Here is a 24,830-nt window from a genome sequence, read left to right as displayed (position 1 = left end):
CCGTGAGAATAGGTATGCAGAGCGGGGAGGGGCAAGTTCCCTGTTGTGAATGGTTTTTAGCTGGCTCGCTCGGCGAGGAGGACAGGAATGCCGTCGAGAATGGGATAACGGCGCGCACAGCCGATGCAAACGACGTGGCCTGACTCGAGACGCAGAGCCTGGTGGCAGACAGGACAGACGAGGCGGCTAAGGTCTTCCGGCGTCATGGGGCGCTGGGGCATGTATTTATCTTACGTTGGAGAGCGTTGCGGCCAGAGCAGCAGATTCCTCTGCTGTGCGGCAAAAAGGCGAACGCAAAGGGCGCAAAGGCAAACGCAGAGGGCGCAAAGGTGAACGCAGAGGGCGCAAAGGTGAACGCAGAGGGCGCAAAGGTGAACGCAGAGGGCGCAAAAGGCAAGACGGCTCTGCGACGCGGCTGTGACGTGGCGTAGACAAAGAGCGTGGTTTGCGGCGGCACGATACCATTGAGAGTGGTATGAAGAATGTTCCGCGCTTGTTAGATGGTGTTGCGATTGCCTCGGCGATCAAGGCCGAGGTGGCCCTTGAGGTGAAGGAGCTGGCGGGCAAGGGAGTTGTTCCCGGGCTGGCTGTGATTCTGGTGGGGCATGTTCCCGCGTCGGAGATTTACGTTCGCAGCAAGGTGAAGACCTGCGGCGAGCTGGGAATCTACAGCGAGATGCTGACTCCGCCGGAGAGCATCACGACCGACGAGATGCTGGCGCTGGTGGCAGAGCTGAATGCGAGGCCGGAGATTGACGGCATCCTCATCCAGCTTCCGCTGCCGAAGCATGTGGACACGAAGCGGCTGCTGGAGGCTGTCTCGCCCGATAAGGATGTGGACGGCTTCCACCCGGTGAACGCGGGAAGGCTGCAGGCCGGGCAGCCGGGGCTGGCTCCATGCACGCCGGCGGGGATCATCGAGATTCTGAAGCGAAGCAATCTGCCGATTGCAGGGCAGAACGCGGTGGTCGTGGGGCGGTCGGACATTGTGGGCAAGCCGGCGGCGATGATGCTGCTGAACGCTTCGGCGACGGTGACGGTCTGCCACAGCAAGACGCGCGATCTGCCGAAGATCACCCGCGAGGCAGACTTGCTCGTGGCGGCGATCGGCCGCGCGGGCTTCGTGACTCCGGAGATGGTGAAGCCGGGCGCGACGCTGATCGACGTGGGGATCAACCGCGTGACCGATGCTGCGGAGGTGAAGGAGTTCTTCGACAGTGATCCGGCGCGTGAGGCGACATTTGCAAAGCGCGGCTCGGTGGTCGTGGGAGATATTCATCCGAAGGCGTTTGAGATTGCGGGCGCATACACGCCGGTTCCGGGTGGCGTGGGCGCGCTGACGATTGCCATGCTGATGCACAACACGGTGAAGGCGGCGAAGCTGCGCCGCGGCATCGCGATGGAGAAGTAGCCGGGATGCTGCGCGTCGGGCTCACGGGCGGGCTGGGCAGCGGGAAGTCGACGGCTGCTCGCCTGTTTGCTGCGCGCGGGGCGCATGTGCTGGCAGCCGATGAGATCGGCCGTGAGATGATGCGGCCGGGCGAGGCGGTCTACAAGGCCATCGTCGAGCACTTCGGCAAGAGCGTGGTTGCGGAGAGCGGAGAGCTGGATCGCAAGGCGCTGGCGCGGATCTCCTTTGAGGAGGGCCGCGTCGAGGAGCTGAACGCGATTGTGCATCCGGCGGTGATTGCGCGGCAGGCGAAGATGGCGCGGGAGATCGGTGCGAAGGAGCCGGCGGCGGTGGTGATAGTGGAGTCGGCGCTGGTGTTCGAGACAAAGCATGGCGATGCCGAGGGCGAGACGGGAGAACCGTGGCGGAGCCGGTTCGATTGCATCATCCTCGTGACGGCATCGGAGGCGGTGAAGGTCGGGCGCTATGTGCAGCGCGTCGGCGGGGATGCACTGAGTCCGGAGCGTCGCGCCGAGTTTGAGGCCGAAGCGCGGCAGCGGCTGGCGCGGCAGATTCCCGATGAAGAGAAGATTCCGCTCTCGGACTTTGTGTTGGAGAACGACGGGCCGGCGGAGGACCTGGAGTTGCAGATAGAGCAGTTATGGCCGGTGCTGCGGTTTGCGGCCGAGGCCGGACATCTCCGAGAGGCCGGATTTGGGCCAGTCTCGAACTGATGAATTCAGGTCAAACTCGATACAATTAAGAGAGATATTCGCTCGCTGCCTTTTCCGGCACGCTGCGGGCGGCGAAGGAGTTCCAGGTTCGTCATGAAACTGCGTCCTGTTCTGCTTGTTTTGCTTCTTCTGGGTGGCTTCTACTACGTGACGACTCACGTGGCGGCGACGGGATCGGCGGGCCCGTGGCTGCATCACGCGATGGGGGTCTCGAGCGCGTCGGGTGCGAAGACTTCGACGTTGAGCGAGCCGATGGGCAGCCTTGAGCTGACGCAGGCCGATGCGGCCCCGGCGTACGACACAGAGGAGCAGCAGAACATCGCGGTCTACAAGAAGGCGCTGCCTTCGGTGGTGAACATTACCTCGACGGCGGTGGCGTTCGACTTCTTCTACGGGCCGGTTCCGCAGCAGGGCCAGGGATCGGGGTTCATCCTCAATAAGGACGGCTTGATCCTGACGAACAACCACGTCATCGACAACGCGCAGCGCGTCGAGGTGAAGCTCGCTGACAAGCACACGTACAAGGCGCAGGTCCTAGGCGTGGACAAGAACCATGACCTGGCGCTGCTGAAGATCACGGCGCCGAACCTGGTTCCGGCGACGCTGTCCGAGTCGAACGGCCTGGTGGTGGGCCAGCGCGTGTATGCGATCGGCAACCCATTCGGGCTGCAGGGAACGATGACGCGCGGCATCATCTCGGCGATCCGGTCGATCCGCGGACCACAGGGCAACCCAATCGAGGACGCGATTCAGACCGACGCAGCTATCAATCCCGGCAACTCGGGCGGTCCGCTGCTGAACTCGAAGGGCGAAGTCATCGGGGTCACGACGCTGATCGCCAACAATGGTGCCGACCAGAGCTCGGGAATCGGGTTTGCGATTCCGATCAACACCGCGAAGGCAGTGCTCGACGACTTTGCAAAGTATGGATACGTTCGGCGGCCTTCGCTCGACGTTGTGACGCTGCCGATCGGGCCGGACATCGCGGAGCAGATTGGCCTGCCGGCCGACTACGGGATTCTGATCGAGCGCGTGCTGCCGGGCGGCGCGGCGGAGAAGGCCGGCCTGCATGGCGGAACGCAGCGCGCATACCAGGGGAACACTCCGGTGATGCTGGGCGGCGACCTGATTGTGGGGATGGATGGGCAGGAGATCGCGAGCCCGCAGGACCTCTCGGCGGCGATGAACTCGCACCGCGCGGGCGATACGGTGACGGTGACGATCTTCCGCGGGCAGCGCCGCATGGACGTGCAGGTGAAGCTGGGCGACGCGAAGAATCAGCAGGGGCAGCTCGGACAGCGAACGTAGGGCGATTTCTCCCTGAAAATCAGTGGTGCCATGGGCAAACCGCAGGTCCTTCGACTGCGCCTCTCGCGATAAGGCCGCGAGAGGCTTCGCTCAGGATGACACTCTCTAGAAGAGATCAGAATACGGCCTAGCTGGCTTCGCAGCGGTCGACGAAGGGGAGCGGCGCGGGTTGCGGCGCGTGCGCGGGGAAGAAGCTGGATTTGTCGCGACCGGCGAGCGTGGCGCGTGCGCAGCTCATCACGACCTTGCGGAAGACCTTGAGGGCAGGGGACTCGTTGCTCTGCATGGAGACGAGCCCGAGCTGGAACTCAGCGAGGCGTTCGGCGAAGGGCAAGACCGTGACGTGCGGGAATCCGCAGGTGGCCATGGAGGCGGTGGAAATCGCAACGCCCTCGCCTGCTGCGGCGTAGGCGAACTGCACCGAGCACGACTGCGGCGACTCGATGATGCGCGGCGTGATGCCGAAGGGCGCAAGCAGGTTGTGCAGAAAGGGCTGATGAAAGCGGCAGTCCTTGAGGCGCGAGGCGATGATGGGGGTGCTGCGCAGGTCCTCCACCGAGATGGCGCGCCGCGTGGCGAGCGGGCTTAGGCGCGAGACGATGCCGACCAGCGGCTCCTGGCAGATGGGGTCGAAGCGCATGCCTTTAATGGGAAGCGAGCCGACCATGAGGAGCGCATCGATCTTGCCCTCGGGCAGGCGTGCCATCATCTGCTCGGTGGTCAGCTCGGTGACTTCGAGGTCGAACTCGGGATAATCGGCGGCGAGCGTGCGAATGACGGCGGGGAGAAGGATGAACTGCCCAACCGGGCCACAGCTTATGTGGAGGCGCAGCCGCGTGTGCAGGCCGCTGAGGCAGTCCTGCGCCGCGTCAACGGTGTCCATGATGCTCTGGGCGTACTCGCGGAAGGCGACGCCGGCGTCGGTGAGGCGCACCTGCTGGCGGTCGCGCTTGAAGAGCTTGACGCCGAAAGCCTCTTCCAGCGACTTGATCTGGAAGGTGATCGTCGGTTGGCTCATGTAAAGCGCGCGGGCCGTCTTGCCGTAGTTAAGCAGATCCGAAAGCGTCAAAAAACACTGCAATTGCCTGATTCGAAAGTCCAACATGAGGGCCTCGGCGTAAAAACCAGGGTGCTCTGCTGCGGGCTGATGACAAGCAAAGTGAAGATGCTATTGAGTTGTGGGCGTAGGGTTTGGAGCGGCTGGAAACGGCGTGGTTTAACGCAGCCGTAACGTCATAGTAAAACCTGCTGCGGATTTGTCAACGAAAACCGCTTTTAGCGGATAGCACTGTGCGAGAGCGCGGTGGCCGGAATCGGCGCGAGCTCGATCCCCGGCCCCTGCCACAGCACAGCGAAGCCGTCCTCTCCCGTGCTGTGCGTCATCGCAACGTGAATGCGATGTTTGCCTGCACGCAGAGCGATGCTTCCTTTTGTCGGCTGAACCGCGTTGCCCTCCGAGCCGCAGACCTGCGGCCACGGCGCGGGGCTCGTCGCGACGGGAGCGGAGTCGATCTTGATGCTGCCTGCATCGTTCGAGAGCAGCGTGAAGGTGTACCCACCGTCGGCGGGCACATCGAGGAAGCCCTCGAACACTAAACCGTAGTCCCCGGCGCGGTGGCGCATGGTGGTGCTCAACTGATCGCTGAAGCCTAAGTAGACTTCGCTTTTCTGCACGAGATTTGCAAGCGTGAGCTGTGCGCCCTCGAAGTAGCTGTAGCTCAGGCCGGGTTCGGTCTTCACAACTGCGGCAGCGTGTTGCAGCGAGTCTGCGACGACGATGGGCTCGTAGGCCCAGCTCACGCGGCCGTTCTCGTCAATGGTCTCAAGCAAAACGCGGAAGCGCCCGGAGCGATCCAGGAGGGTTCCTTCGTCGTCTGGGAATGCATGCTTTACGCTTCTGCCGCGGGCGTGCGTTCCATCGCCGAAGCTCCAGAGGTAGGAGACGATCTTCGCGTCGCCGGCCCGCGATGTACTTGCGTCGAAGTGCACGGCGCGATGCGGAGCGATGAGCCCACGCGAGTAAATGAAGGCGGCGTGCGGGCCCTTCACTTTGTTGAAGGTTGGAGCCGAAGCTCCGGACTCGAGCTCCAGCGGAACGTCCTCAGCCTTCTCGACGAGTTTGTTCGCGAGCGTTACGTTGTCGAAGGTGACGCCTGACACGCTGCCCTTGAAGACGGACGGAACGAGCGAGGGCGATTCGAGCGCAAAGATGTCGCGGAGGTAGACGTCGCTGATCGAGGGCGAAGGCTGGTGGAGTTGCACCAGCGAGTACCAGTCGTCCATGCGGATGTTGTTGAACGTGAAGCCCGAGGGGTGCCCTGTGCCTCCGGGGTCGGCCCAGATCTCCAGCAGCGCGAACGGCACCCCGCAGCCGCCGAGGCCCATGTGGAGCACGTCTGTGTTGCGCATCTCAAAGGTGTGGCTTTCGAAGCTCTTGTGCGGCCACGCTGCGCGCACGACGTTCGAGATGCTGGTGGAGAGCACGCTGTCTTCGATGAGGATGTTGCTGACCAGGTGTCCGGGGATGGACATGGCTTCGGGGCTGTAGCCCTCCCAGTTGCCCTGCATCGCGAAGACGTCGTCGGCGGCGCGGAAGAAGCTGTCGCTGACGATGGTGTCGCCTCCGCCGAGCCAGTCCATGCCGTCCTGGTTGGCGTTGCTCGTGCTGCCGCCGACGACCTTGACGTTGTCGAAGAGAATGTCGCGCGAGTCCTTCATCTGGATCATCCAGGTGCGGCTGCGCACGACGCAGGTAATGCCCTCGATGGAGATGTGGTGCGCGTTGTCCATCACGATGGCGTGCCAGTTGGGCAGGTGAATCCAGCCATCGTCGTCGTCCGGTTTCTGGGGGCCGTCGTATAGGATGATGCCGCGACCGAAGACGCGGACGTTCTCGACACCCCACAGGTTGAGGCTGCCGAGGATGACGGCGCCCGGGGCGAGGTAGATGTTGTCGCCGCTCTTCGCGTCGATGTTCTCATGGTGCAGTCCCGGCCCGTAGTAGCGCAGCCCCGGCGCGGCGGCAGCGGGCGGGTTCGTCTCCGGCTTGTTGGCGAAGAGGAAGAGCATCTCCGCGCCGTCGAGGTAGTCGCCGGGCCGCGTGATGGAGAGCTTGGCCGGGTGATCGAGCCGGAACGTGATGGTCTTCCCCTTGCGCGCCGGACGGATGCCGAGCCGCCAGGGCTGCACCTCAACGCCGCGCGCCCAGTAGTCGTCTGTCTCCGCCGTGATGGAGATCTGCGTGGATTTCGCTACGTCGAAGTTCACGAAGTAGTAGTTCGCCGCGGCGTGCGCAACGTCAACCGGCTGACCGTTGACTGTGATGAGGAAGTGCGTCGTAGAGATCTCCGCGGGCAATGCCTGAGCGGCGATTTCCTGTGGCAGAAGCGCGGCCATTGCGACAAGCCGGAGCGATGCTGCGACGAAGGGAAGGAGCCCTCTGACCGAGAATGCGCCGCGCTGCACGATGAACCGCTCCTCCTGCTCTTGAAGCGCTCTGCGTGACTACAGTAGCACGCTGCGTCCAGGGACGCGGTGCATGGTAAATGAGTGGCAAATCTGCGGCACTGCGAATACGATGGAGCAGATCGACGACGCCTCAAATCAAAACAATCGAATCCATGGACCGACGCGACTTCCTCAAGACGACGAGCACACTTCTGGCTGCGAGCGCGCTTCCCGGCGTTCCTGCCCTGGCTGCAACGAACTCTGCCACTGGCCGCACAATTCTTCCGCTCAATCGCGGCTGGCGCTATCACCCGTCGAAGGTCGAGGGCGCGCACGCGGTTGACTTCGACGATGCCTCTTTCGAGCGCGTTGTCGTTCCTCACACCAACGTCAAACTGCCGTGGCATAACTTCGACGACAAGACCTACGAGTTCGTCTCGACCTATCGCCGCCGCTTCAAGACGCCGGCCGAGGCGCAGGGAAGGCGCGTCTTTGTTGACTTCGAAGGCGTGATGACGGCCTCGACCGTCTGGATCAACGGCGTCTCGCTGGGCGAGTACAAGGGCGGCTTCACGCCGTTTTCATTCGAGCTGACGCCGCACCTCCGCGCCAGCGGCGAGAACGTTCTTGTCGTGCAGGTGGACTCCACCGAGCGTGACGACATTCCTCCCTTCGGCTACCAGATCGACTACCTCACCTTCGGCGGCATCTATCGCGAGGTCTCGCTGCGCATCGTGCCTGCGACGTACATCGATAACATCTTCGCGCGCACTCGCGATGTTCTCAGCGGCAAGACCGCGCTCGATGTCGATTGCTTCCTCGCGGGCGCGCCGTCTGCAGGGCTGACGATCGAAGCCGAGCTTCGTGATGGCGACCGCGTCGTCGCGAAGACGTCGCACGCCGCGAGCTACACCGGTGCGGCTGATCCGAATGCAGGAGCGAACCCAGCGACCTCCGCCCCCGTCTATAACTCTGCTGAAACCAAGACCGATCCTGCGCGGCAGACCGTATCGTTCGAGGGGCTTGAAGGAATTCAGTTGTGGGACCTCGACAGCCCGCACCTCTACACCGTGCACGTGCGCCTGCTCGAATCAGGCCGCGTCGTCGATGAGGACACGCGGCGCATCGGCTTCCGCGAGGCTGTCTTTACCGATCACGGCTTCTCGCTCAACGGAAAGATCGTCAAGCTGCGCGGACTCGACCGTCACCAGACCTTCCCGTTCGTCGGCCAGGCGATGCCTGGGCGCGTCCAGCGCAAGGACGCGAAGATTCTGCGCGAGGACCTGCACTGCAACATCGTCCGCACCTCGCACTACCCGCAGTCGCGGCACTTCCTCGACTGCTGCGACGAGATCGGCCTGCTGGTGCTCGAGGAGATTCCCGGCTGGCAGCACATCGGCCCGGAACCGTGGAAGCAGATCTCGATCGACAACGTCGGCCGCATGATTCGCCGCGACTGGAACCATCCTTCTATCATCCTGTGGGGGGTGCGCATCAATGAGTCGCGCGACGACCACGATTTCTACACGCGCACCAACGCGCTCGCGCATCTGCTCGATCCTACGCGGCAGACAGGTGGTATCCGCTACTTCCAAGAGTCGGAGTTCCTCGAAGACGTCTTCACCATGAACGACTTCGGTTTTCCGCTGAAGAAGCCGAACCATCCGCGCTATCTCAACACGGAGTTCGTCGGCCACACCTACCCGACCAAGACCACCGACGACGACGAGCGCCAGCGCGAGCACACGCTGCGGCACGCGCGCATCCACAACCAGCTCGCCTCCGACCCACAGTATGCAGGCGGCATCGGCTGGTGTGCGTTCGACTACAACACGCATGCGAACTTCGGCGCGGGCGACCGCATCTGCTACCACGGCGTCATCGACATCTTCCGCGAACTGAAGCCCGCCGCGGGGTTCTACAAGTCGCAGTGCGATCCCGCGAAGGAGATCGTGCTCGAGCCCGCGTTCCACTGGGCCAACAGCGACGAGTCGACGAATTTCACGAAGGCAGTCATCTGCTCCAACTGCGATCACCTGAAGCTCTTCGTCCGCGAAAAGAGCCTGGAGAGCAATCCGTGGCTGCCGCTGGTCGAGCTTGATCCCGACCGCACGGAGTTCGAGCATCTCGCCTATCCGCCGTTCATCTTCGACCGCACGAAGCATGACTCAGACATACTCCGCGGCTGGGGCGATCTGCGCATCGACGGCTACCTCAACGGCAAGCTCGTTGCGTCGAGGTCTCTTTCCGGCAGCGGGGCCGACCGCAAGTTTGCGCTGGTGGCCGATGACCTGACGCTCGCGGCCGATGGCGCTGATACGACCCGGGTCGTCATGCGCGTGACCGACGAGTTCGGAGCCGTGCGGCCTTACGCGAACGATGCCATCGTGCTGAAGCTCGAAGGCCCGGCCGAGTTGATCGGCGACAACCCCTTTGCGCTCGTCGGTGGAAGGGCCGCGGTGTGGATTCGCGCGAAGGAGCAGGCAGGCACAGTGCGGCTCACTGCGACACACCCCCGACTCGGCTCGCAGACCGTCGAGATCACGCTGACCAGCGCGCCGCCGGAGCACGTTTAGCCGCGCGCCCGGCCTGAAACGGAGGCAGCTTGAATCACTGGACCCAGCTTCCGAAGCAGGTGCGCACGCTCGCCGCCTCAACGCGGGGCTCTGTTCTGCTCGAGACGTCGCGCTTCGACGCGGAGAACCAGCGCAGCTATCTCTTCGTAAACCCGGTCGAAGTCTTCGCTGCGCATAGCCTCGACGACATCCCCGACCTCTTTCGCCGTATCGAATGGGCTCTCGTGCAGGGCCTTCACGTCGCCGGATACCTCAGCTATGAGTGCGGCTATCACTTCGAACGCTTCAACGAACCTCCGCTGCTGCCGCAGCTTCCGCTCGCATGGTTCGGCGCCTATGTACAGCCCTTCGTCTTCGATCATTCCAGCGGACGCTTCGAAGGCCCCGCGCCTGACCTCTCCCATGCCCCGGCGCCGGAGCCGATACCCGCCGCCTTTGCCGCGAACGCAGAGCTGGCCATCACAGAGGACGAGTACAGCCCAAAGATCGAGCGCATCAAGCGCTACATCGAGGCCGGCGACACCTACCAGGTCAACTTCACCGATTCGGTGACGGCGTACACTTCGCACTCAGCCTCTCAGGCCTTTTCCGCGCTCTCGGCCGCGCAGCCGGTCTCGTACAGCGCGCTGCTCAACGTCGCGGGGCACCACATTCTCTCGCACTCGCCGGAGCTGTTTTTTCGCATCGACAACAGCGTGGCAGGTCGCCGCATCGCGACTCGGCCCATGAAGGGAACGATGCCGCGTGGGCTCGATCTCCACGACGACGAACTGGCGGCGCAGCGGCTGGCCAGCGACGAGAAGAACTGCAGCGAGCACATCATGATCGTCGATCTGCTGCGCAACGACCTTGGGCGCGTCTGCGCGGCGGGCAGCGTGCGGGTTGAGGATATCTTCACGGTGGAGCGCTACGCGACACTGCTGCAGATGACCTCGACAGTCTCGGGCACACTGCGGCCGGGCCTCACCTGGTACGAGATCTTCCGCAGCCTCTTCCCCAGCGGCTCGATCACCGGCGCGCCGAAGATCCGTACGATGGAAATCATTCGCGAGCTGGAGAGCAGTCCTCGCGGCGTCTACACGGGCTCGATCGGCCACATCGCGCCCGATGGCTCAGCAGCGTTCAACGTTGCTATCCGCACGCTCGTGCTGAAGGATGGCGTCGCGCACATGGGCGTAGGCGGCGGCATCGTCGCCGACTCCGCCGCCGAAGACGAGTATCGCGAGTGCCTGCTGAAGGCGAGCTTCCTCACGCGTGCACGCCACGACTTCCAGCTCATCGAAACCATGTGGTGGGATGGCACCGGCGTCCCGTTGCTCAGCCTGCATCTTGACCGGCTGGAGGCATCCGCGCGCTACTTCGGCTTCGTCTTCGACAGCGACGCCGCGAAGACCCGCATCGACGAGACGACGCGCGGTTTGCCTGCAGGGGAGGGCCATCGCCTTCGCCTGCGCCTCGCTGCATCGGGCGAGCTCAGCGTGACTGCCGCTGCGTTCGTGCCGGACGCGGCGCCGATCACAGTGCAGATCGCAGACAAGCACACGCGCTCGAACGACGTCTTTCTGCGTCACAAGACGACCCACCGCGAGCTCTACGACCGCAGTTTTGCCGAGGCGCAGGCCGCGGGCGTCGACGAAGTGATCTTCCTCAACGAGCGCGGCGAACTCACCGAGGGAGCCATCAGCAATCTCTTTCTCGAGAGCGGAGGCCGGCTGCTGACGCCTCCGCTCGCCTCGGGCGTCCTGCCCGGGGTCTACCGTCGGCTGGTGCTGGAGACGAACCCTCGGGCCGAGGAGCGGGTCCTGACCATTGCTGACCTTGAGTCCGCCGACGCCGTCTATCTGTGTAACGCGCTGCGCGGAATGAGGCGCGTAAAGTCTTTGGTTCGTGGAGCATCCAAATCCCGCAATTCAGACACCGGTTGAAGAGGCCGCAGGTGGGAGCAAGCCAATCCAGAGGTTTGTTGATTAGTATTTACATGCTCGTGATTTATTGAGCATGATGATTGGTTTGTGTTGGACTTTTGTAGACTGCAGCAGGGGAGTGAAGTTATGACGTCTGAGACAGGAATTTTGCAGAAGCTTCTTGAGAAGATCATCGGGCCGGAGCGGACCGGCAAACTCTTTCAGGTCCTCGTCGTTCATCCGGACCTGGTTGCCGCCGGCGGCCCTGAGGTCTCGCGCGCCGTCCTCGCGCAGGCGTTGAACATGCTGCTCTTCGAGGAGCTTCTCGAGCGTGTGCCCGCTGCAAAGACCTATGTCGAGCACTGTCTCAGCAAGGGCAACACCGTGATGCACGACCACGGCGCCGTCCGCACGGTCGCGCTGGAGCACATGGGGGAACTCCCCGCCGGACAGGAGGCGATCACGCGCATCCTGCGGCCGCTCGGCTACGCGCTCAACGGCGTCTACCCGCTGGAGCGGCTGCGCATGACGGGCCGGTCGCACGCGCAGGTCGATTACCCCGAGGACATCGCGCAATTTTTCATCAGCGAGCTGCACCCCGAGCGCTTCTCGCCAAACTTTCAGCAGGCTGTGCAGCGCGTGACGTCCACCTCGGTCGATCCGCTCACCCCAGAGGCGAACGCGCTGCTCGAGAAGCTTCAGAGCAACCGCTCGCTGAGCCTCGACGAGAGCGCGGAGCTGCTTCCGGTGCTGGTCAAGGTCTTCGACCGCCAACACGCCGAGCCTGGGATCGTTGACTACGAGACGCTGCTGGCCGAGTCGCCTGAGATGGCCTGGATCTCCACTGAGGGCAATGCCTTCAACCACGCCACCGACCGCGTCCCTGACGTGGACAAGCTCTCTGCCGAGCAGAAGGCGCTGGGCCAGCCCATGAAGGAAGCCGTTGAAACCTCGCAGTCCGGCCGCGTCCGCCAGACAGCCTTCCACGCCGCGCGTGTGCTGCGCGGTTTCCGCTGCGGCGACGGTACCAGGATTGAAAAGGAGGTCCCGGGCTCGTTCTATGAGTTCATCACGCGCCTTCCATTGCCTGAAAAGGACGGCAAGCGCGCGCTCGACCTCAGCTTCGACAGCTCGAACGCGCAGGCCATCTTCAAGATGACGGCGAACGCAAAATAGCGTTTCGCCGTCCACTGGTAGTCTTGATTGCAGAGAGTACGTTCGATCTATGTCCACGACGACATCGCCTTTTGTTCTCCTCCCCAGCTCGCACGTTCGTGCGAGCGAGACCTTTCCCGCTGCACCGCAGATTGAGCAGGAACTGCGGCAGAAGGTTCGTGGAGAGGTTCGTTTTGACGCGGGCTCCCGCGCTCTGTACGCCACCGACGCCTCCAACTACCGCCACGTTCCCATCGGCGTCGTCATTCCGCTCGACGAGGACGACGTCGTCGCCACGGTTGAAATTTGCCGCCGCTACGAAGCGCCGCTGCTCTCGCGCGGAGGCGGCACCTCGCTCGCCGGTCAGGGCTGCAACTTCGCCGTTATCCTCGATTTCTCGAAGTACATGAACAAGATGGGCCCCGTCGATCCGGCGTCGCACACCGTCCATGTGCAGCCGGGCATCGTGCTTGACCGCGTGCGCGAGGCGGCGGAGAAGTTCGCCCTCACCTACGCGCCCGACCCCGCGACGCACAGCCGCTGCACCATCGGCGGCATGATCGGCAATAACTCCTGCGGCGTTCACGCGCTGATGGGAGGCAAGACGGTCGATAACATTCAGTCGCTCGACCTGCTGCTCTACGACGGAACCCGGCTCACCGTCGGGCCCACCAGTGACGAGGAACTCGCGCAGCGCATCGCCGCCGGCGGCCGCGTCGGCGAGATCTACGCCGAGCTGAAGCGCATCCGCGACACCTACGCCGACCTCGTCCGCGCGCGCTTTCCGAACATTCCGCGCCGCGTCTCCGGCTACAACCTCGACGAGCTGCTGCCGGAGAACCACTTCAACGTCGCCCGCGCACTCGTGGGCAGCGAAGGCACCTGCGCCGTTATCCTCGGCGCGACGCTCAACCTCGTCCAGAGTCCGCAGTTCCGCACGCTGGTCGGTGTAGGCTTCGCGGACGTCTTCCTCGCGGCGGACCACGTGCCGCTCATCCTCACGCACAAGCCCATCGGGCTTGAGGGCCTGGACGGCCTTCTGCTCGATTCCCTGCGCCGCAAGCACAAGGCGCTCGACGACATCGCGCTGCTGCCCGAGGGCGAAGGCTTCCTCCTCGTCGAGTTCGGCGGAGCCACCCAGCAGGAGGCCGACGACCGCGCCCGCAGCTTCGCGCTTGCCATCAAGAGCGTCGCCGTGCCGCGCATCTACAACCACGAAGAGGCGCACCGCGTCTGGACGGTCCGCGAGTCCGGCCTCGGCGCCACAGCCTTTGTCCCCGGCCGCAAGACCGGCTGGGAGGGCTGGGAGGACGCCGCCGTCGATCCCACGCAGCTCGGCTCCTACCTGCGCCATCTGTACGCGCTCATGAAGGAGTTCGACTACCACAGCCCCATGTACGGCCACTTCGGCCAGGGCTGTGTGCACATGCGGCTCAGCTTCGATCTCGAGACGTCTGAGGGCATCCTCAAGTTCCGCGAGTTCATGGACCGCGCCACCGACATCGCGATGGCGCACGGCGGCTCAATCTCCGGCGAGCACGGCGACGGACAGGCCCGAGGCGCGCTGCTGCCTAAGATGTTCGGCCCGGAGCTGATGGAGGCGTTCCGTGCCTTCAAGCGCATATGGGACCCCACTGGCCGCATGAATCCCAACAAGCTCATCGATGCGCATGAGCCGCACGAAGACCTCCGCCTCGGCGCCGACTACAAGCCGTGGCAGCCGAAGACGCACTTCGCCTTCGCCGAGGACAGCGGCTCCTTCGCGCAGGCCACGCTGCGCTGCGTCGGCGTCGGAGCCTGCCGCAAAAAAGACGCCGGAACCATGTGCCCCAGCTACATGGCCACCAACGAGGAGCTGCACTCCACACGCGGCCGCGCGCACATGCTCTGGGAGCTGATGCAGGAAGAGGTCCTCCCTGACCAGTGGAAGAACGAGCAGGTCCGAGAGGCGCTCGACCTGTGCCTCTCCTGCAAGGCCTGCAAGAGCGAGTGCCCGGTCAGCGTGGACATGGCCACGTACAAGGCCGAGTTCCTCGCCCACCACTACGAAGGCAAATCGCGCCCGCTCGCGCACTACGCCTTCGGGCGCATCGACCGCTGGGCACAGCTCGCGTCGTACGCTCCGGGCCTCGTCAACTTCATCAACAACGCGCCGGTCATCCGCAGCGTCCTCAAGTCGCTGCTGCACATCCACCCCAACCGCACCTTCCCGCGCTTCGCCAGGGCGTTCACTCCCGACCGCCGCGTCGCCGCGGACCCGCGCCATTACCCCGAGCGCCGCGGCTCAACGGCGAAAGAAGCTCCCGAGGTCTTTCTCTGGGCCGACACTTTCAATAACTACTTCCACCCGGTGACGATGCGCGCCGCACACCAGGTCCTGACCGGCGCGGGCTTCCGTGTCTCCACGACCAACCAGCATCTCTGCTGCGGCCGTCCGCTGTATGACTTCGGGATGCTCGACACGGCGAAGAAGTATCTCCTCAAGGTGCTCGACGCGCTCACGCCGCAGCTTGCCGCCGGAACCCCCATCGTCGTGCTTGAGCCGAGCTGCGCCTCGGTCTTCCGCGACGAGCTGACGAACCTTCTTCCCAACGACCCGCGCGCCGCCAAGCTCAGCAGCCAGGTCTTCCTGCTCAGCGAGTTCCTCGTGCGCTACGCCCCGGACTACAAGCCGCCGAAGATCGACCAGAAGATCGTCGTCCACGGCCACTGCCATCACAAGGCAACGATGGGAATGCAGGACGAGATGAAGCTGCTCCGCGCCACCGGCGCCGAGGTCGAGCTGCTCGACTCAGGCTGCTGCGGCATGGCCGGGCCATTTGGATTCGAGGAAGACAAGTACGAGGTCTCGCAGACACTGGGCGAGCGCGTGTTGTTGCCCGCGGTCCGGAACAACACCGGAGCCATCATCGTCTCCGACGGCTTCAGCTGCTGCGAGCAGATCACGCAGAACACCACTGCTCGACCGAAGCACTTAGCCGAGGTCCTGGCGCAAACAGACCACTAACCGATACCCCCACGGCTGTCATTCTGAGCGCAGCAGCCTGCCCTTAGCAGCCTGCCCTGAGCGAAGTCGAATGGGAAGTCGAACGGGAAGAATCCCTGTATTTCGCTTCGAGTACCACGAATGCATGGGTGCCCCATCCTTCGCGTTTCTTGCGAAGGGTGGGAATGTAAACTGCCAACACAAGGGAAGCACAAAAGCGAAGGGCGATCTCTCTTGCGAGAGACCGCCCTTTCTTCCGATTTTTCGAAGATCCGGTTCGGAACCAGATCGCAACGCCTTGTCATCTCGGACTTGCCCGGTACTTGCGAACCGAAGCCCGCCTTTCCCGTCCACCTCCGTTATCACACACGTTGCAAGAGCTCTCTCGGTTCTATCTCCCTGCGCTCGGTTGCCCGCTCACTTGGTTGAATTCCCATCCGGTTCCTCTGATTTCCCTTGCGGGTCCTCTGAATCCCCTTCCGAGTCCTCGTTGATAGCTCCTCGTTTACTCTCTCCTCCGGTGAAAGGAATAGTACTCTGGAACGCACATGAATCAAGGGCTTTTTGAGCACTTTTTCTTGTGAAAAAAAGCGCATTCTGTGGAAATTGTGGAATTCGTCGAACCAGCGCTCGTGTGCTGCGTCTCCCGCTTTCAGGACATGGAGCACTCGCGCTCAGCATGAATCGTCTTTGTCCCGGCCCAACAGACCCCCCAAAATTGCCGCAGCTTGAAAGAGGCGTCGGATCAAATCGCAGCGTATCATGAGCCGAACGGAACGAAAGCCGGGTGCCCCATCCTTCGCGCCTTTGCGAAGGGTGGGAGTGGAAACTGCTCGCACCCGCCCCACGTAAGTTTGTGTATCCTGTCTCCGCTGCGAATATCTCGACCGAGGCTAGCTGAGAACACCATGCGATCTTCGCTCACGTGTGCAATACTCGCCGCAGTCTCTGCATTCCTTCTGAGTGGCCTACCCGTGCAGGCACAGGATTCATCGCCCTGCATAAGATTCGGATTCATGCCGGTTACTACCATTGATTCCGGACAGAAGGGACCTCCGTTCAGTGCAATCGTCAAAGGGACGTTCGACCAGAAGCTCGGCGATGGAAACTCCATTCACGGCATCGTTCGATACCATGTCGCCCGCGACTCCTCTGGTAAAACGATGACCGAGATACCGACAGTCTGTTACGTCGGAGAGGATGGTCACGCACATCAGGCGTACCAGATCAACGTCCATGATCCAGCTACAAGAACTTCAGAGAATTGGAGACTGGACAACACCGCGCCAAGAACTGTGAACATCTTCCATCTAATTCCGCCGGAAAAGCTATCGCAGTCCGATCTGGCTGCCGCGGCTGCCAACAACCGCGTCAGGCGGGCGACATGGATGGCTGGAAGGCAGACCGAAAAGCTTGGTAGCCGCACATTTCAAGGCGTCTCGGCAGACGGCATCAGAACGACTCACACAATTCCGACAGGAGAAGAAGGAAACGCGCTCCCATTGGAGGTGATGAACGAGAGCTGGACTTCGAAAGAGCTTGCCATAACCATGATGTCGATCTATGACGACCCAAGACAAGGCCGAACAACCACCGAGATCGAGGAGCTTCACCAGGGTGATCCCGACCCAGCTATCTTTTCCCCGCCTGAGGGTTACACGGTCAAGGACCATCCCCCCGCCGCTTCTGTCGCAGCCGCTCAATAGGACTTGCGAAGAGGTCGCATAGGCGCGTAGTGAAGCGAAGGGAACTGCTTTTGTCTTTGCTTTTCTTGTTGTCATCCCGAAGGGGACCTGCCTTTCCCCGCGTCCTTTGGCGTTCGGTGTCCCTCACCCAGTCCCTGAATGCCCGACCCTCACAAACCCCAGCAAATCTCATGTCAAGCCCCAAAATCACTCATCAAACACAAAATAAACAACTTCCACGTGGCAGAGCAGTTCCATCCAATCCCGTAAAATAAGACCAGAGAGAAAAAAGAAGAAAGGCCGGGCGCAAAAGTCCGGCCTCATCTCCTTCAAAATCAATATTTTTACCCATAAAGCCTTTGAATGCAATATTTTAGCCTGATCAAACCAGGCTATCTCACTGTAAACAGGCAACTTGTGAAATTGCACCGGGGGAGGGGTGGGGGCCCCTCAAAAGAAATAACAGAAAGCAAGTAGCATTGAAGCTGCATGACCATCCAGAAGGAAGTAGCCCAGCTCCTCGACCGATTTGGCGTTCCCGCCTCCGCATACACCGGCGGCAAGCTGCCTGTAACGACTCCCATCACCGGCGAGACCATCGCGCAGGTCGCCACCATGAAGTCGCCGACCGACGTCATCGCTGCCGCGCACAAGGCATTTCTTGAGTGGCGCACCGTCCCCGCTCCCCAGCGCGGCGAGCTCGTCCGTCTTCTCGGCGAAGAGCTGCGCGCCGAGCGCGAATCTCTCGGCCGCCTCGTCACCATCGAGGCAGGCAAGGTCCTCTCCGAGGGCACCGGCGAGGTGCAGGAGATGATCGACATCTGCACCTTCGCGACTGGCCTCTCGCGCCAGCTCGCCGGCCTCACCATGCCGTCGGAGCGCGCTGACCATCGCATGATGGAGTCCTGGCACCCGCTCGGCGTCATCGGCGTCATCTCGGCCTTCAACTTCCCCGTCGCCGTCTGGTCGTGGAACGCCGCGCTGGCGCTGGTCTGCGGCAACTCCGTCGTCTGGAAGCCGTCGGAGAAGACGCCGCTCACCGCGCTCGCCACGCAGGCCATCTTCGAGCGCGCGGCAAAGAAATTCGAAGCAAAGTTCGGCAAAGTTCCCGCGAACCTCTCCTCGCTGCTCCTCGGCGACGCCACAGTCGGCCAGCAGCTCGTCGATTCACCGCTGGTTCCGGTCGTCTCCGCCACCGGCTCGACTGCGATGGGCCGAGCGGTTGGTCCGAAGTTGGCCGCACGCTTCGCCCGCGCCATCCTCGAGCTTGGCGGCAACAACGCAGCCATCGTCTCCCCCACGGCGGACCTCGACCTCACGCTCCGCGGCGTCGCCTTCGCGGCGATGGGAACCGCCGGCCAGCGCTGCACCTCGCTGCGCCGCCTCATCGTGCACGACTCCATCTACGACGCGCTGCTGGCGAAGCTCAAGAAGGTCTATGGCTCCGTCGCGATCGGCGATCCTCGCGAGCAGGGAACTCTCGTCGGTCCGCTCATCGACGAGCGCTCCTTCCGCGCCATGCAGCAGGCGCTAGAAGCCGCCCGCAACGCCGGAGCCACTGTCACCGGAGGCGAGCGCGTGCCGCAGCCCAAGAGTCCCAACGCCTTCTACGTCCGCCCCGCGCTGGTCGAGATCGACCGCCAGACCGACTTCGTCAAGCGCGAGACCTTCGCGCCCATCCTCTACGTGCTCCGCTACAGCGACTTCGCCGAAGCCATCGCGCTCCACAACGAAGTTCCGCAGGGGCTCTCCTCATCCATCTTCACGCTCAACATGCGCGAGGCGGAGATCTTCCTCTCAGCCACCGGCTCCGACTGCGGCATCGCCAACGTCAACATCGGAACCTCCGGCGCCGAGATCGGCGGGGCCTTCGGCGGCGAGAAGGAGACCGGCGGCGGCCGCGAGTCTGGCTCCGACGCCTGGAAGCAGTACATGCGCCGCACCACCAACACCATCAACTATGGCACAGAGCTTCCGCTCGCCCAGGGTGTAAGCTTCAACATCGACTGACGCGACGCAGCAAGGTAATAGAATCGCGCAAAGAAAAAACGGCCGCCCGAAGAGGATTGAGGGCGGCCGCTTTCCTGTGAGCCATCGTCACTCTCGCAGCGCGGATTTCTTCCCCGCGAGCCTGCCATCCATATCGGCCAGCACGTAGGCCATGACGGAGAGCATCGCTGTGTTCTTCCGGAACGAGTCCGGATCGACCTTATCGAGCGTATCGGCCTCGGTGTGGTGCCAGTCGAAGTAGTGCTCGCCGACTGTGCGCGGGCTTAGGGAAGGAACGCCGTCGGCGACGATGGGCGCAATGTCCGACCCGCCGCCTCCGGCCGAGACCGTGTCCGCGCCGATGGGGGCCAGAAGCGCGGCGATGTCCCGCAGGTATGCAAACGACTGCCTCTCATCCGGGGTGAGAGCGCGCGCGTCGAAGCCCACGCGCTGAGCTGCCGCCGGCGCTCCGGGGGCAGGCGGAGTTGCGCGGTGGAGCAGGCCGCCGAAGCCGCCGAAGCTGCCGTAGCCCATGCCCAGCGGCTTCTCCGCGCCACCGTCCATCTCGATCGCCGCGACCTGGTCGCCGATCCTGTCGCCGACCAGCTCACGGTATGCGCGCCCACCCGCGCCGCCGTTCTCTTCGTTGACCCAGAAGACGAGGCGGATCGTCCGCTTCGGCTTCAGGCCGAGCTTGTGGATCAGCGATACAGCCTCAAAGGCCGCCATGATGCCCGAGCCGTCGTCCTGCGCGCCCTGGCCCACGTCCCACGAGTCGATGTGGCCGCCCAGCACGACGACCTTCTCCGGGTGCTCGCTGCCGACGATCTCGCCGATAACGTTGCCAGCCTTCACGTCCGGCTCCATGTGCGCGTCCATCTTCAGGTGGACCTCGAGCGGGCCATCCTTGGCGAGCCGCTCGATCAGCAGCGCGTCTTCGGCGGAGATGGCTGCCGCGGGAACCTTCGGCGCCTTCTCGTTGTAGACCAGCGTGCCGGTGTGCGGAATTTGGGTCACCAGTCCGGTGGCCGAGCGCACCAGCACCGCCACCGCACCTTTGGCCGCGGCGCGCGACGGGCCAGCCGTGCGGTAGACCGAGTTGACGCCGTAGCCGTGCCAACCCGGGTTGAAGACGACGACCTTGCCCTTCACCTGTGCGTCCGGCAGCGCGTCCAACTCAGCGAAGTCGTGCACGAAGACCACCGGCGCGGTGATGCCTTGCTTCGGCGTTCCCACGCTCATGCCGAGTCCCAGCATGTGCAGCGGCCTGGTGATCGGCCCGGCCTCGCCCTTGTAGAGCAGAGCGCCGGACTCTTCGCCGCGGACCCAGTGCGGAACCATCACCGGCTGCACGCGCACATTTTGCAGTCCGGCCTTGCGCATCAGCTCGGTTCCCCACTCCACGGCGGTGTTGAGCTGCGGGCTTCCGCTCACGCGCTTGCCGATGTGGTCGCAGAGGTAGGTCAGCGCGGCGTAGCCGTCGTCGTCGTTCGCGGCGGCGGCAAGAATCCTGTCCGCATCCGCCTTGTACTTCGCAGCCAGCGGCCCGGCCTCGGCAGGCATCGTGGCGGGTCGCTCTCCGGGAGCGCCCATCTGGGCAAACACGGGCTGCGCCGCAAGCAGAGCAGCCCCGGTCATCAAAGCAGTCCAGCGCTTTATATTCATCTCAAGTCCTTGAAGATCAGAAGGTGGTCAGAAAGTCGTGAAAGGATCACCCTCAAAAATAGTACAGGCTGCTTCGCCCTCATCGTGCGCGCCTCTCTCACGCAGAATCCGTTAGCATCAAAAATATCGAGTGCGATGATCTCATCCATGTCGAAACTTCGGCGCTTTGCCCTGCTCGCCATCGCTGCCCTCGCTACCGCCGCCTCGGCCCAGACGCTCGCTCGCCCCGGCTGGGCGGGCTCCGGCTTGAACGCCGAGCCGTGGTGGAAGCGCGCTGTCGTCTATCAGCTCGACCCGCGCAGCTTTTCGGCCGAAGGCCTGCGCGGCATCCCTCCGCGGCTCAACTACCTGCACGCGCTGGGCGTCGATGCGATCCTGTTGACGAACACCTCCGGCGCCATTGACCCGGCGCTGGGCACGATGGACGATCTGGACGATCTCATCCACCAGGCCAGCAGCCGCGACATCCGCGTGCTGCTCGAGCTCGACCCGCACGCGCCCGATCTGCCTGCCGTCGCGCGCCTCTGGCTCAACCACGGCGTTGCCGGCTTTCATCTGCCTGGAGGCACGCCGGACCAGGTCGCCGATCTGAAGAAGCTCATCCACTCCGTCGTCGGGCAGCGCATTCTGCTGGGAGATGTGGGCCCTGACGACTCCCAGAAGGGCCGTGACCCCGGATCGCCGGAGCTGCTCACGGACCCGCGCGCCGCAACGGTGCCGCAGTTCACCGCGGCCGCCGTTCGTCCAGGGGTTGAAGCAGCGCAGGCCCTGCTGCAAGCAGGCCGCGCCATTCCGCTCGTGCTCAGCGACGGCCCCGGCTACACGCGCAGCTTCAGCCGTTACGGCGACGGCACGCACGATATCGATATCGCGAAGACGCTGGCCGCGATTCTGTTTGCGACCGATGCAGCGCCGCTGGTCTACTACGGGCAGGAGCTGGGTCTCGCGTCCGCGCCTTCGCAAGGCGATGCTCCGGAGATCCACTGGGACGCGCCGCCGAAGGTCAAGCCTGCGCCTGGGCAGCCGCCACCGCCGCCACCACCTTCGATCTCGCCCAACGGACCGAATGCTGCTCTCGAAGACGCCGATCCGGCGTCACTGCTGAATTGGTATCGCCAGTTGAGTGCGCTGCGCCACACCAACCGCGCCATCAGTTCCGGCGCGCAGATTGTTCTCAATCACGACGACCAGGACGTCCTCGTGTGGGTACGCAAGCCGCAGACGGTGTCTTCGCTCACGCCGCCTGTCGTTGTGATCTTCAATCTCTCCGCGCAGCCGGTGACGCTGTCGCTGAAGGCGGACATGCAGAGGCTGCATCTGCGCGGCAGCTTTCTGCGCAGCCTTCTGCGCTCGGACAACGGCATGGGAGCGATGCATCTCGACGGCATGACGCTTGCGCCCTTCACGGTCTATCTCGGAGAGCTTCGCTTCTAGGCCTTCGACTCGGCGAAGGTTCGCTCGGCGTTGGGCAACGCCGTCCAATAGCCGTCATACACGCGGCCGAAGACCGCATCCCAACTGCAGCCCAGGGCATACTCTCTTGCGCCTGCTCGCATCGCATCCAGCCTTGCGCGGTCACGCACCAGGCTGGCGATCGCCTCCGCGAACCCTGCATCCGGCCTCACGAATCCGGTCACGCCGTCGCGTACGATGTACTTTGGCCCGCCGTCGAGAGTCACGATCGCCGGAACGCCGCTCGCCAGCGCCTCCAACACGACGTTGCCGAAGGTGTCGGTGTGCGATGGGAAGACGAGGATGTCCATATCGGCATAGGCGCGCGCGAGGTCCGCGCCGCGCAGCACTCCCGCGAACTCAGCCTTATGCAGCGTTGCGCGCATCGCGGCTTCTTCGCTGCCATGTCCGACGATCAGGAACCGCACGTTTGTGATCCCCATCGCTTCAAGCTCGTGCTCTGTCTTCGCCAGGAGTGCGACGTTCTTCTCAACCGAGAGCCGGCCGACGTACCCCAGCACAACCGTCTGCTCGGTCAGTGCGCGCGTCCGCAGCGAAGGCGAGAACTGCTCCGTCTCGACGCCGCGCTGCATCAGGTAGCACGGCCTTCCCGTCTCGCGCTCCAGCATCGCGCACAGCTCTTCGTTCGGCGCGTAGAGCACCTTCGCCAACCGGTAGAACCGCGAGGTCGCCCAGAGGGTACCGCCCTCGATGTTGCGCTCGATGGCGTCGCCGCTCTGCTTTGCGAGCCGGTCGGTCAGCCACGCCATCCGTCGCGCAGCGTACTCGTGCACGTTGGTGTGCCACGAGGCGGCGAGTGGAAGGTTCATCTCCCACGCGAAGTATGCGCCGAAGATTCCCAGCTCGCTGGGGCCGGTGATGTGGAGGATGTCCGGCTGAAAGCGCTTCAGCTCGCGGCGAATCGCGCCCACGTGCCGCCAGAAGAGCGCGTCGAACTCGAGGTCCTTCTCCATCCGCACGGAGGCGCGGCTGCGTCCGAGTTCGAGCGTCCGCAGTTCGCCGGACTGTTCGAAGGCATCGGCCCGCCCGCCTGCGCGCACGCACAGAAACGGCAGACCATGCCGCTGCGCATAGGTGACGAAGTTGCGGCTGGTGTGGGCCACGCCGTTGATTTCGTGGAAGGAGTCCGGAAAGTAGGCAACACGCGGCACACGCATCCGCTCCAGAGTATCCTCCGTTTCGCCGCGGCTCAACAGAATTGCCGCGGCGGCTCAGGATGCCTCAGGCATCCTGCCTGGCAAGTGTCGCGCGCATCTCGCCGGTATTGGACCAGGCGAGGCGAAGACCGCGCGACAACGGCGCAGCCCCCATCAGGCGAACTCCGCTGAGGATTCCGCGCAGATACAGCGGCGCGCGTCCCGTCGTCCATAGCTCCGAGAGCGGCCGGATGACTCCGCGAGCGTCGGGATGGTACACGCGCTCATCCCAGCGCCGCGAGCCCTCGGGGAAGTGCGGATAGTCGCGGATGGCGTCCAGCGTCGACTGCAGAATCCTGTGCTTCCACGGCTCGGCGTACTGCGGCATAAAGAGCACATGGCTCTGCCGATCGCGGCGGACCTCATGCACAAACTCCGCGAAGCTGGCTGCGTGCGTCAGGTTCACGTTGGCGTTCGGCTCCACGCCGTGGCGGTCGCCGCCGCTGATCACGAGCTGGTTCCACTTGCTTGCCAGCGTGGCCGTCTCGCGGTTCTCCTTCCAGTCGCGCAGCCCGTTCAACTCAAGCGCGTGGAGATACTGCCCATAAATTGCAAGGAACCCGTTGACCAGAACCTCGTGCCGGTCCTTGCCCACGCGGTAGAGGTCCCACAGCGGATGATTGAAGACGATCAGCACACTCGGAAGTTCGTCCAGCTCGGCGAAGATTGCGCGCAGCCGCTCGGGAGTCCGTTCCTCCGCAGAGGCAGCGGTGAACTCTTTCAGGCGCGCCATCCACGCGACGCTCGCAGCGCTGGGAAGATTGTGAATGCCAAGGTGGAACGCCGTCTCGTGAAACGGCACCGTCCACTCCAGCGAGACCGGGATGTGTCGCGCCGAGGGAACCGACCGGAGCAGCAGTGGAGCATTGATGTCGTCGTGGTCGGTCAGCGAGACCAGCGCCGGCATCTGCAGCCGGTTCTCGATCTGGTTGCGCTCGAGGTCAAAGGCCAGCCGCGGCGTCAGCGGCGGAGTCCAATAGCTGCGCGCGTAGTCGGGGCGGATGCCCGAGAGCCGATGGCTGCGCTGTTCGCACCACCGCATCAGGGGCTGCAGAATCCCCCAGTCTGTCGAGAGCTCTGCGATAAAGTCCAGCGTCTCCTGCGACTGGTTCGTATGGCTGTGCAGTGAGACTCCGGCGGAAAAACCTTTCGCGGCGTCCGGCTCGCGCCACAGGTACGAGATGCTCTGACTCATCTGGCCTCCATGCAGGGCGACCTGCGAGGCCAGTATGGGTAGCCTTTGTAAAAGCCATATGACTGCACCAAGAATGAGGCTTCAATATTTCGAAGTCGTGGTAACTGAGATGGTTACAGCCGAGCCA

The 24,830-nt window shown here is 63.5% G+C and carries 17 protein-coding genes; 11 read left to right on the top strand and 6 right to left on the bottom strand.

Features of this window, described 5'->3' with window-relative positions; translation table 11 throughout:
- Nucleotides 1-56 precede the first annotated feature (56 nt).
- Nucleotides 57-206 carry a Trm112 family protein gene (locus tag OHL16_RS20275; RefSeq protein ID WP_396127189.1) on the bottom strand — a complete coding sequence of 50 codons (150 nt, stop codon included), beginning with the start codon at nt 204-206 and terminating at the stop codon, nt 57-59.
- On the opposite strand from OHL16_RS20275, the gene OHL16_RS08335 reads away from it, so the two are divergent.
- The 4 genes from OHL16_RS08335 (at nt 162) to OHL16_RS08320 (ending at nt 3,432) form a co-directional block, all read left to right on the top strand.
- Nucleotides 162-431 carry a hypothetical protein gene (locus OHL16_RS08335; RefSeq protein ID WP_263366652.1) on the top strand — a complete coding sequence of 90 codons (270 nt, stop codon included), beginning with the start codon at nt 162-164 and terminating at the stop codon, nt 429-431. The genes OHL16_RS20275 and OHL16_RS08335 overlap by 45 nt on opposite strands.
- A 44-nt stretch (nt 432-475) precedes the next feature.
- Complete coding sequence (locus OHL16_RS08330; RefSeq protein WP_263366651.1) at nt 476-1,411, top strand: bifunctional 5,10-methylenetetrahydrofolate dehydrogenase/5,10-methenyltetrahydrofolate cyclohydrolase; 936 nt, start codon at nt 476-478, stop codon at nt 1,409-1,411.
- Nucleotides 1,412-1,416: 5 nt separating this feature from the next.
- The gene (gene coaE, locus OHL16_RS08325; RefSeq protein WP_263366650.1) at nt 1,417-2,124 is read left to right on the top strand and encodes a dephospho-CoA kinase; all 708 of its coding nucleotides are present in this window, start codon (nt 1,417-1,419) and stop codon (nt 2,122-2,124) included.
- Nucleotides 2,125-2,217: 93 nt separating this feature from the next.
- Entirely contained in the window at nt 2,218-3,432 is a 1,215-nt protein-coding gene (locus tag OHL16_RS08320) for a S1C family serine protease (RefSeq protein ID WP_263366649.1), read from the top strand.
- 127 nt (nt 3,433-3,559) lie between these two features.
- On the opposite strand, the gene OHL16_RS08315 is transcribed toward OHL16_RS08320, so the two are convergent.
- Nucleotides 3,560-4,537, bottom strand: coding sequence for a LysR family transcriptional regulator (locus tag OHL16_RS08315; RefSeq protein ID WP_263366648.1), 978 nt, complete (start codon nt 4,535-4,537; stop codon nt 3,560-3,562).
- Nucleotides 4,538-4,707: 170 nt separating this feature from the next.
- Entirely contained in the window at nt 4,708-6,897 is a 2,190-nt protein-coding gene (locus tag OHL16_RS08310; protein WP_263366647.1) for a PKD domain-containing protein, read from the bottom strand.
- A 155-nt stretch (nt 6,898-7,052) separates the two neighbouring features.
- On the opposite strand from OHL16_RS08310, the gene OHL16_RS08305 reads away from it, so the two are divergent.
- The 6 genes from OHL16_RS08305 to amaB all read left to right on the top strand — a co-directional run bounded on the left by OHL16_RS08305 (nt 7,053) and on the right by amaB (nt 19,195).
- The gene (locus OHL16_RS08305; RefSeq protein WP_263366646.1) at nt 7,053-9,455 is read left to right on the top strand and encodes a glycoside hydrolase family 2 TIM barrel-domain containing protein; all 2,403 of its coding nucleotides are present in this window, start codon (nt 7,053-7,055) and stop codon (nt 9,453-9,455) included.
- Nucleotides 9,456-9,484: 29 nt separating this feature from the next.
- A complete protein-coding gene (pabB, locus tag OHL16_RS08300) occupies nt 9,485-11,380 on the top strand; it encodes an aminodeoxychorismate synthase component I (RefSeq protein ID WP_263366645.1) in 1,896 nt (631 codons plus the stop codon).
- Between the two features lie 126 nt (nt 11,381-11,506).
- Nucleotides 11,507-12,535 carry a DUF1338 domain-containing protein gene (locus OHL16_RS08295; RefSeq protein WP_263366644.1) on the top strand — a complete coding sequence of 343 codons (1,029 nt, stop codon included), beginning with the start codon at nt 11,507-11,509 and terminating at the stop codon, nt 12,533-12,535.
- Between the two features lie 49 nt (nt 12,536-12,584).
- Complete coding sequence (locus OHL16_RS08290; protein WP_263366643.1) at nt 12,585-15,521, top strand: FAD-binding and (Fe-S)-binding domain-containing protein; 2,937 nt, start codon at nt 12,585-12,587, stop codon at nt 15,519-15,521.
- Between the two features lie 995 nt (nt 15,522-16,516).
- Nucleotides 16,517-17,206 carry a hypothetical protein gene (locus tag OHL16_RS08285; RefSeq protein WP_263366642.1) on the top strand — a complete coding sequence of 230 codons (690 nt, stop codon included), beginning with the start codon at nt 16,517-16,519 and terminating at the stop codon, nt 17,204-17,206.
- Nucleotides 17,207-17,674: 468 nt separating this feature from the next.
- On the top strand, nt 17,675-19,195 hold the full coding sequence (amaB, locus tag OHL16_RS08280) for an L-piperidine-6-carboxylate dehydrogenase (RefSeq protein ID WP_263366641.1): 1,521 nt from the start codon (nt 17,675-17,677) through the stop codon (nt 19,193-19,195).
- Nucleotides 19,196-19,282: 87 nt separating this feature from the next.
- Here the strand turns inward: amaB and OHL16_RS08275 are convergent, their stop codons facing one another.
- Nucleotides 19,283-20,839 (bottom strand): M20/M25/M40 family metallo-hydrolase, encoded by a 1,557-nt coding sequence (locus tag OHL16_RS08275; protein ID WP_263366640.1) that lies wholly within the window; start codon nt 20,837-20,839, stop codon nt 19,283-19,285.
- Nucleotides 20,840-20,986: 147 nt separating this feature from the next.
- Here OHL16_RS08275 and OHL16_RS08270 point away from each other — a divergent pair, with 147 nt between their 5' ends.
- A complete protein-coding gene (locus tag OHL16_RS08270) occupies nt 20,987-22,273 on the top strand; it encodes an alpha-amylase family protein (RefSeq protein ID WP_263366639.1) in 1,287 nt (428 codons plus the stop codon).
- Here OHL16_RS08270 and OHL16_RS08265 read toward each other — a convergent pair.
- Both OHL16_RS08265 and OHL16_RS08260 read right to left on the bottom strand, forming a co-directional pair.
- A complete protein-coding gene (locus OHL16_RS08265) occupies nt 22,270-23,469 on the bottom strand; it encodes a glycosyltransferase (protein ID WP_263366638.1) in 1,200 nt (399 codons plus the stop codon). The genes OHL16_RS08270 and OHL16_RS08265 overlap by 4 nt on opposite strands.
- Before the next feature lie 64 nt (nt 23,470-23,533).
- Nucleotides 23,534-24,703 (bottom strand): hypothetical protein, encoded by a 1,170-nt coding sequence (locus OHL16_RS08260; RefSeq protein WP_263366637.1) that lies wholly within the window; start codon nt 24,701-24,703, stop codon nt 23,534-23,536.
- Between the last annotated feature and the right edge of the window lie 127 nt (nt 24,704-24,830).

It is taken from the genome of Edaphobacter bradus (assembly GCF_025685645.1).
Classification (GTDB): Bacteria; Acidobacteriota; Terriglobia; order Terriglobales; family Acidobacteriaceae; genus Edaphobacter; species Edaphobacter bradus.
Note: the sequence above shows the minus strand (reverse complement) of the source record. Positions and strands in the feature narration are given on the sequence as shown.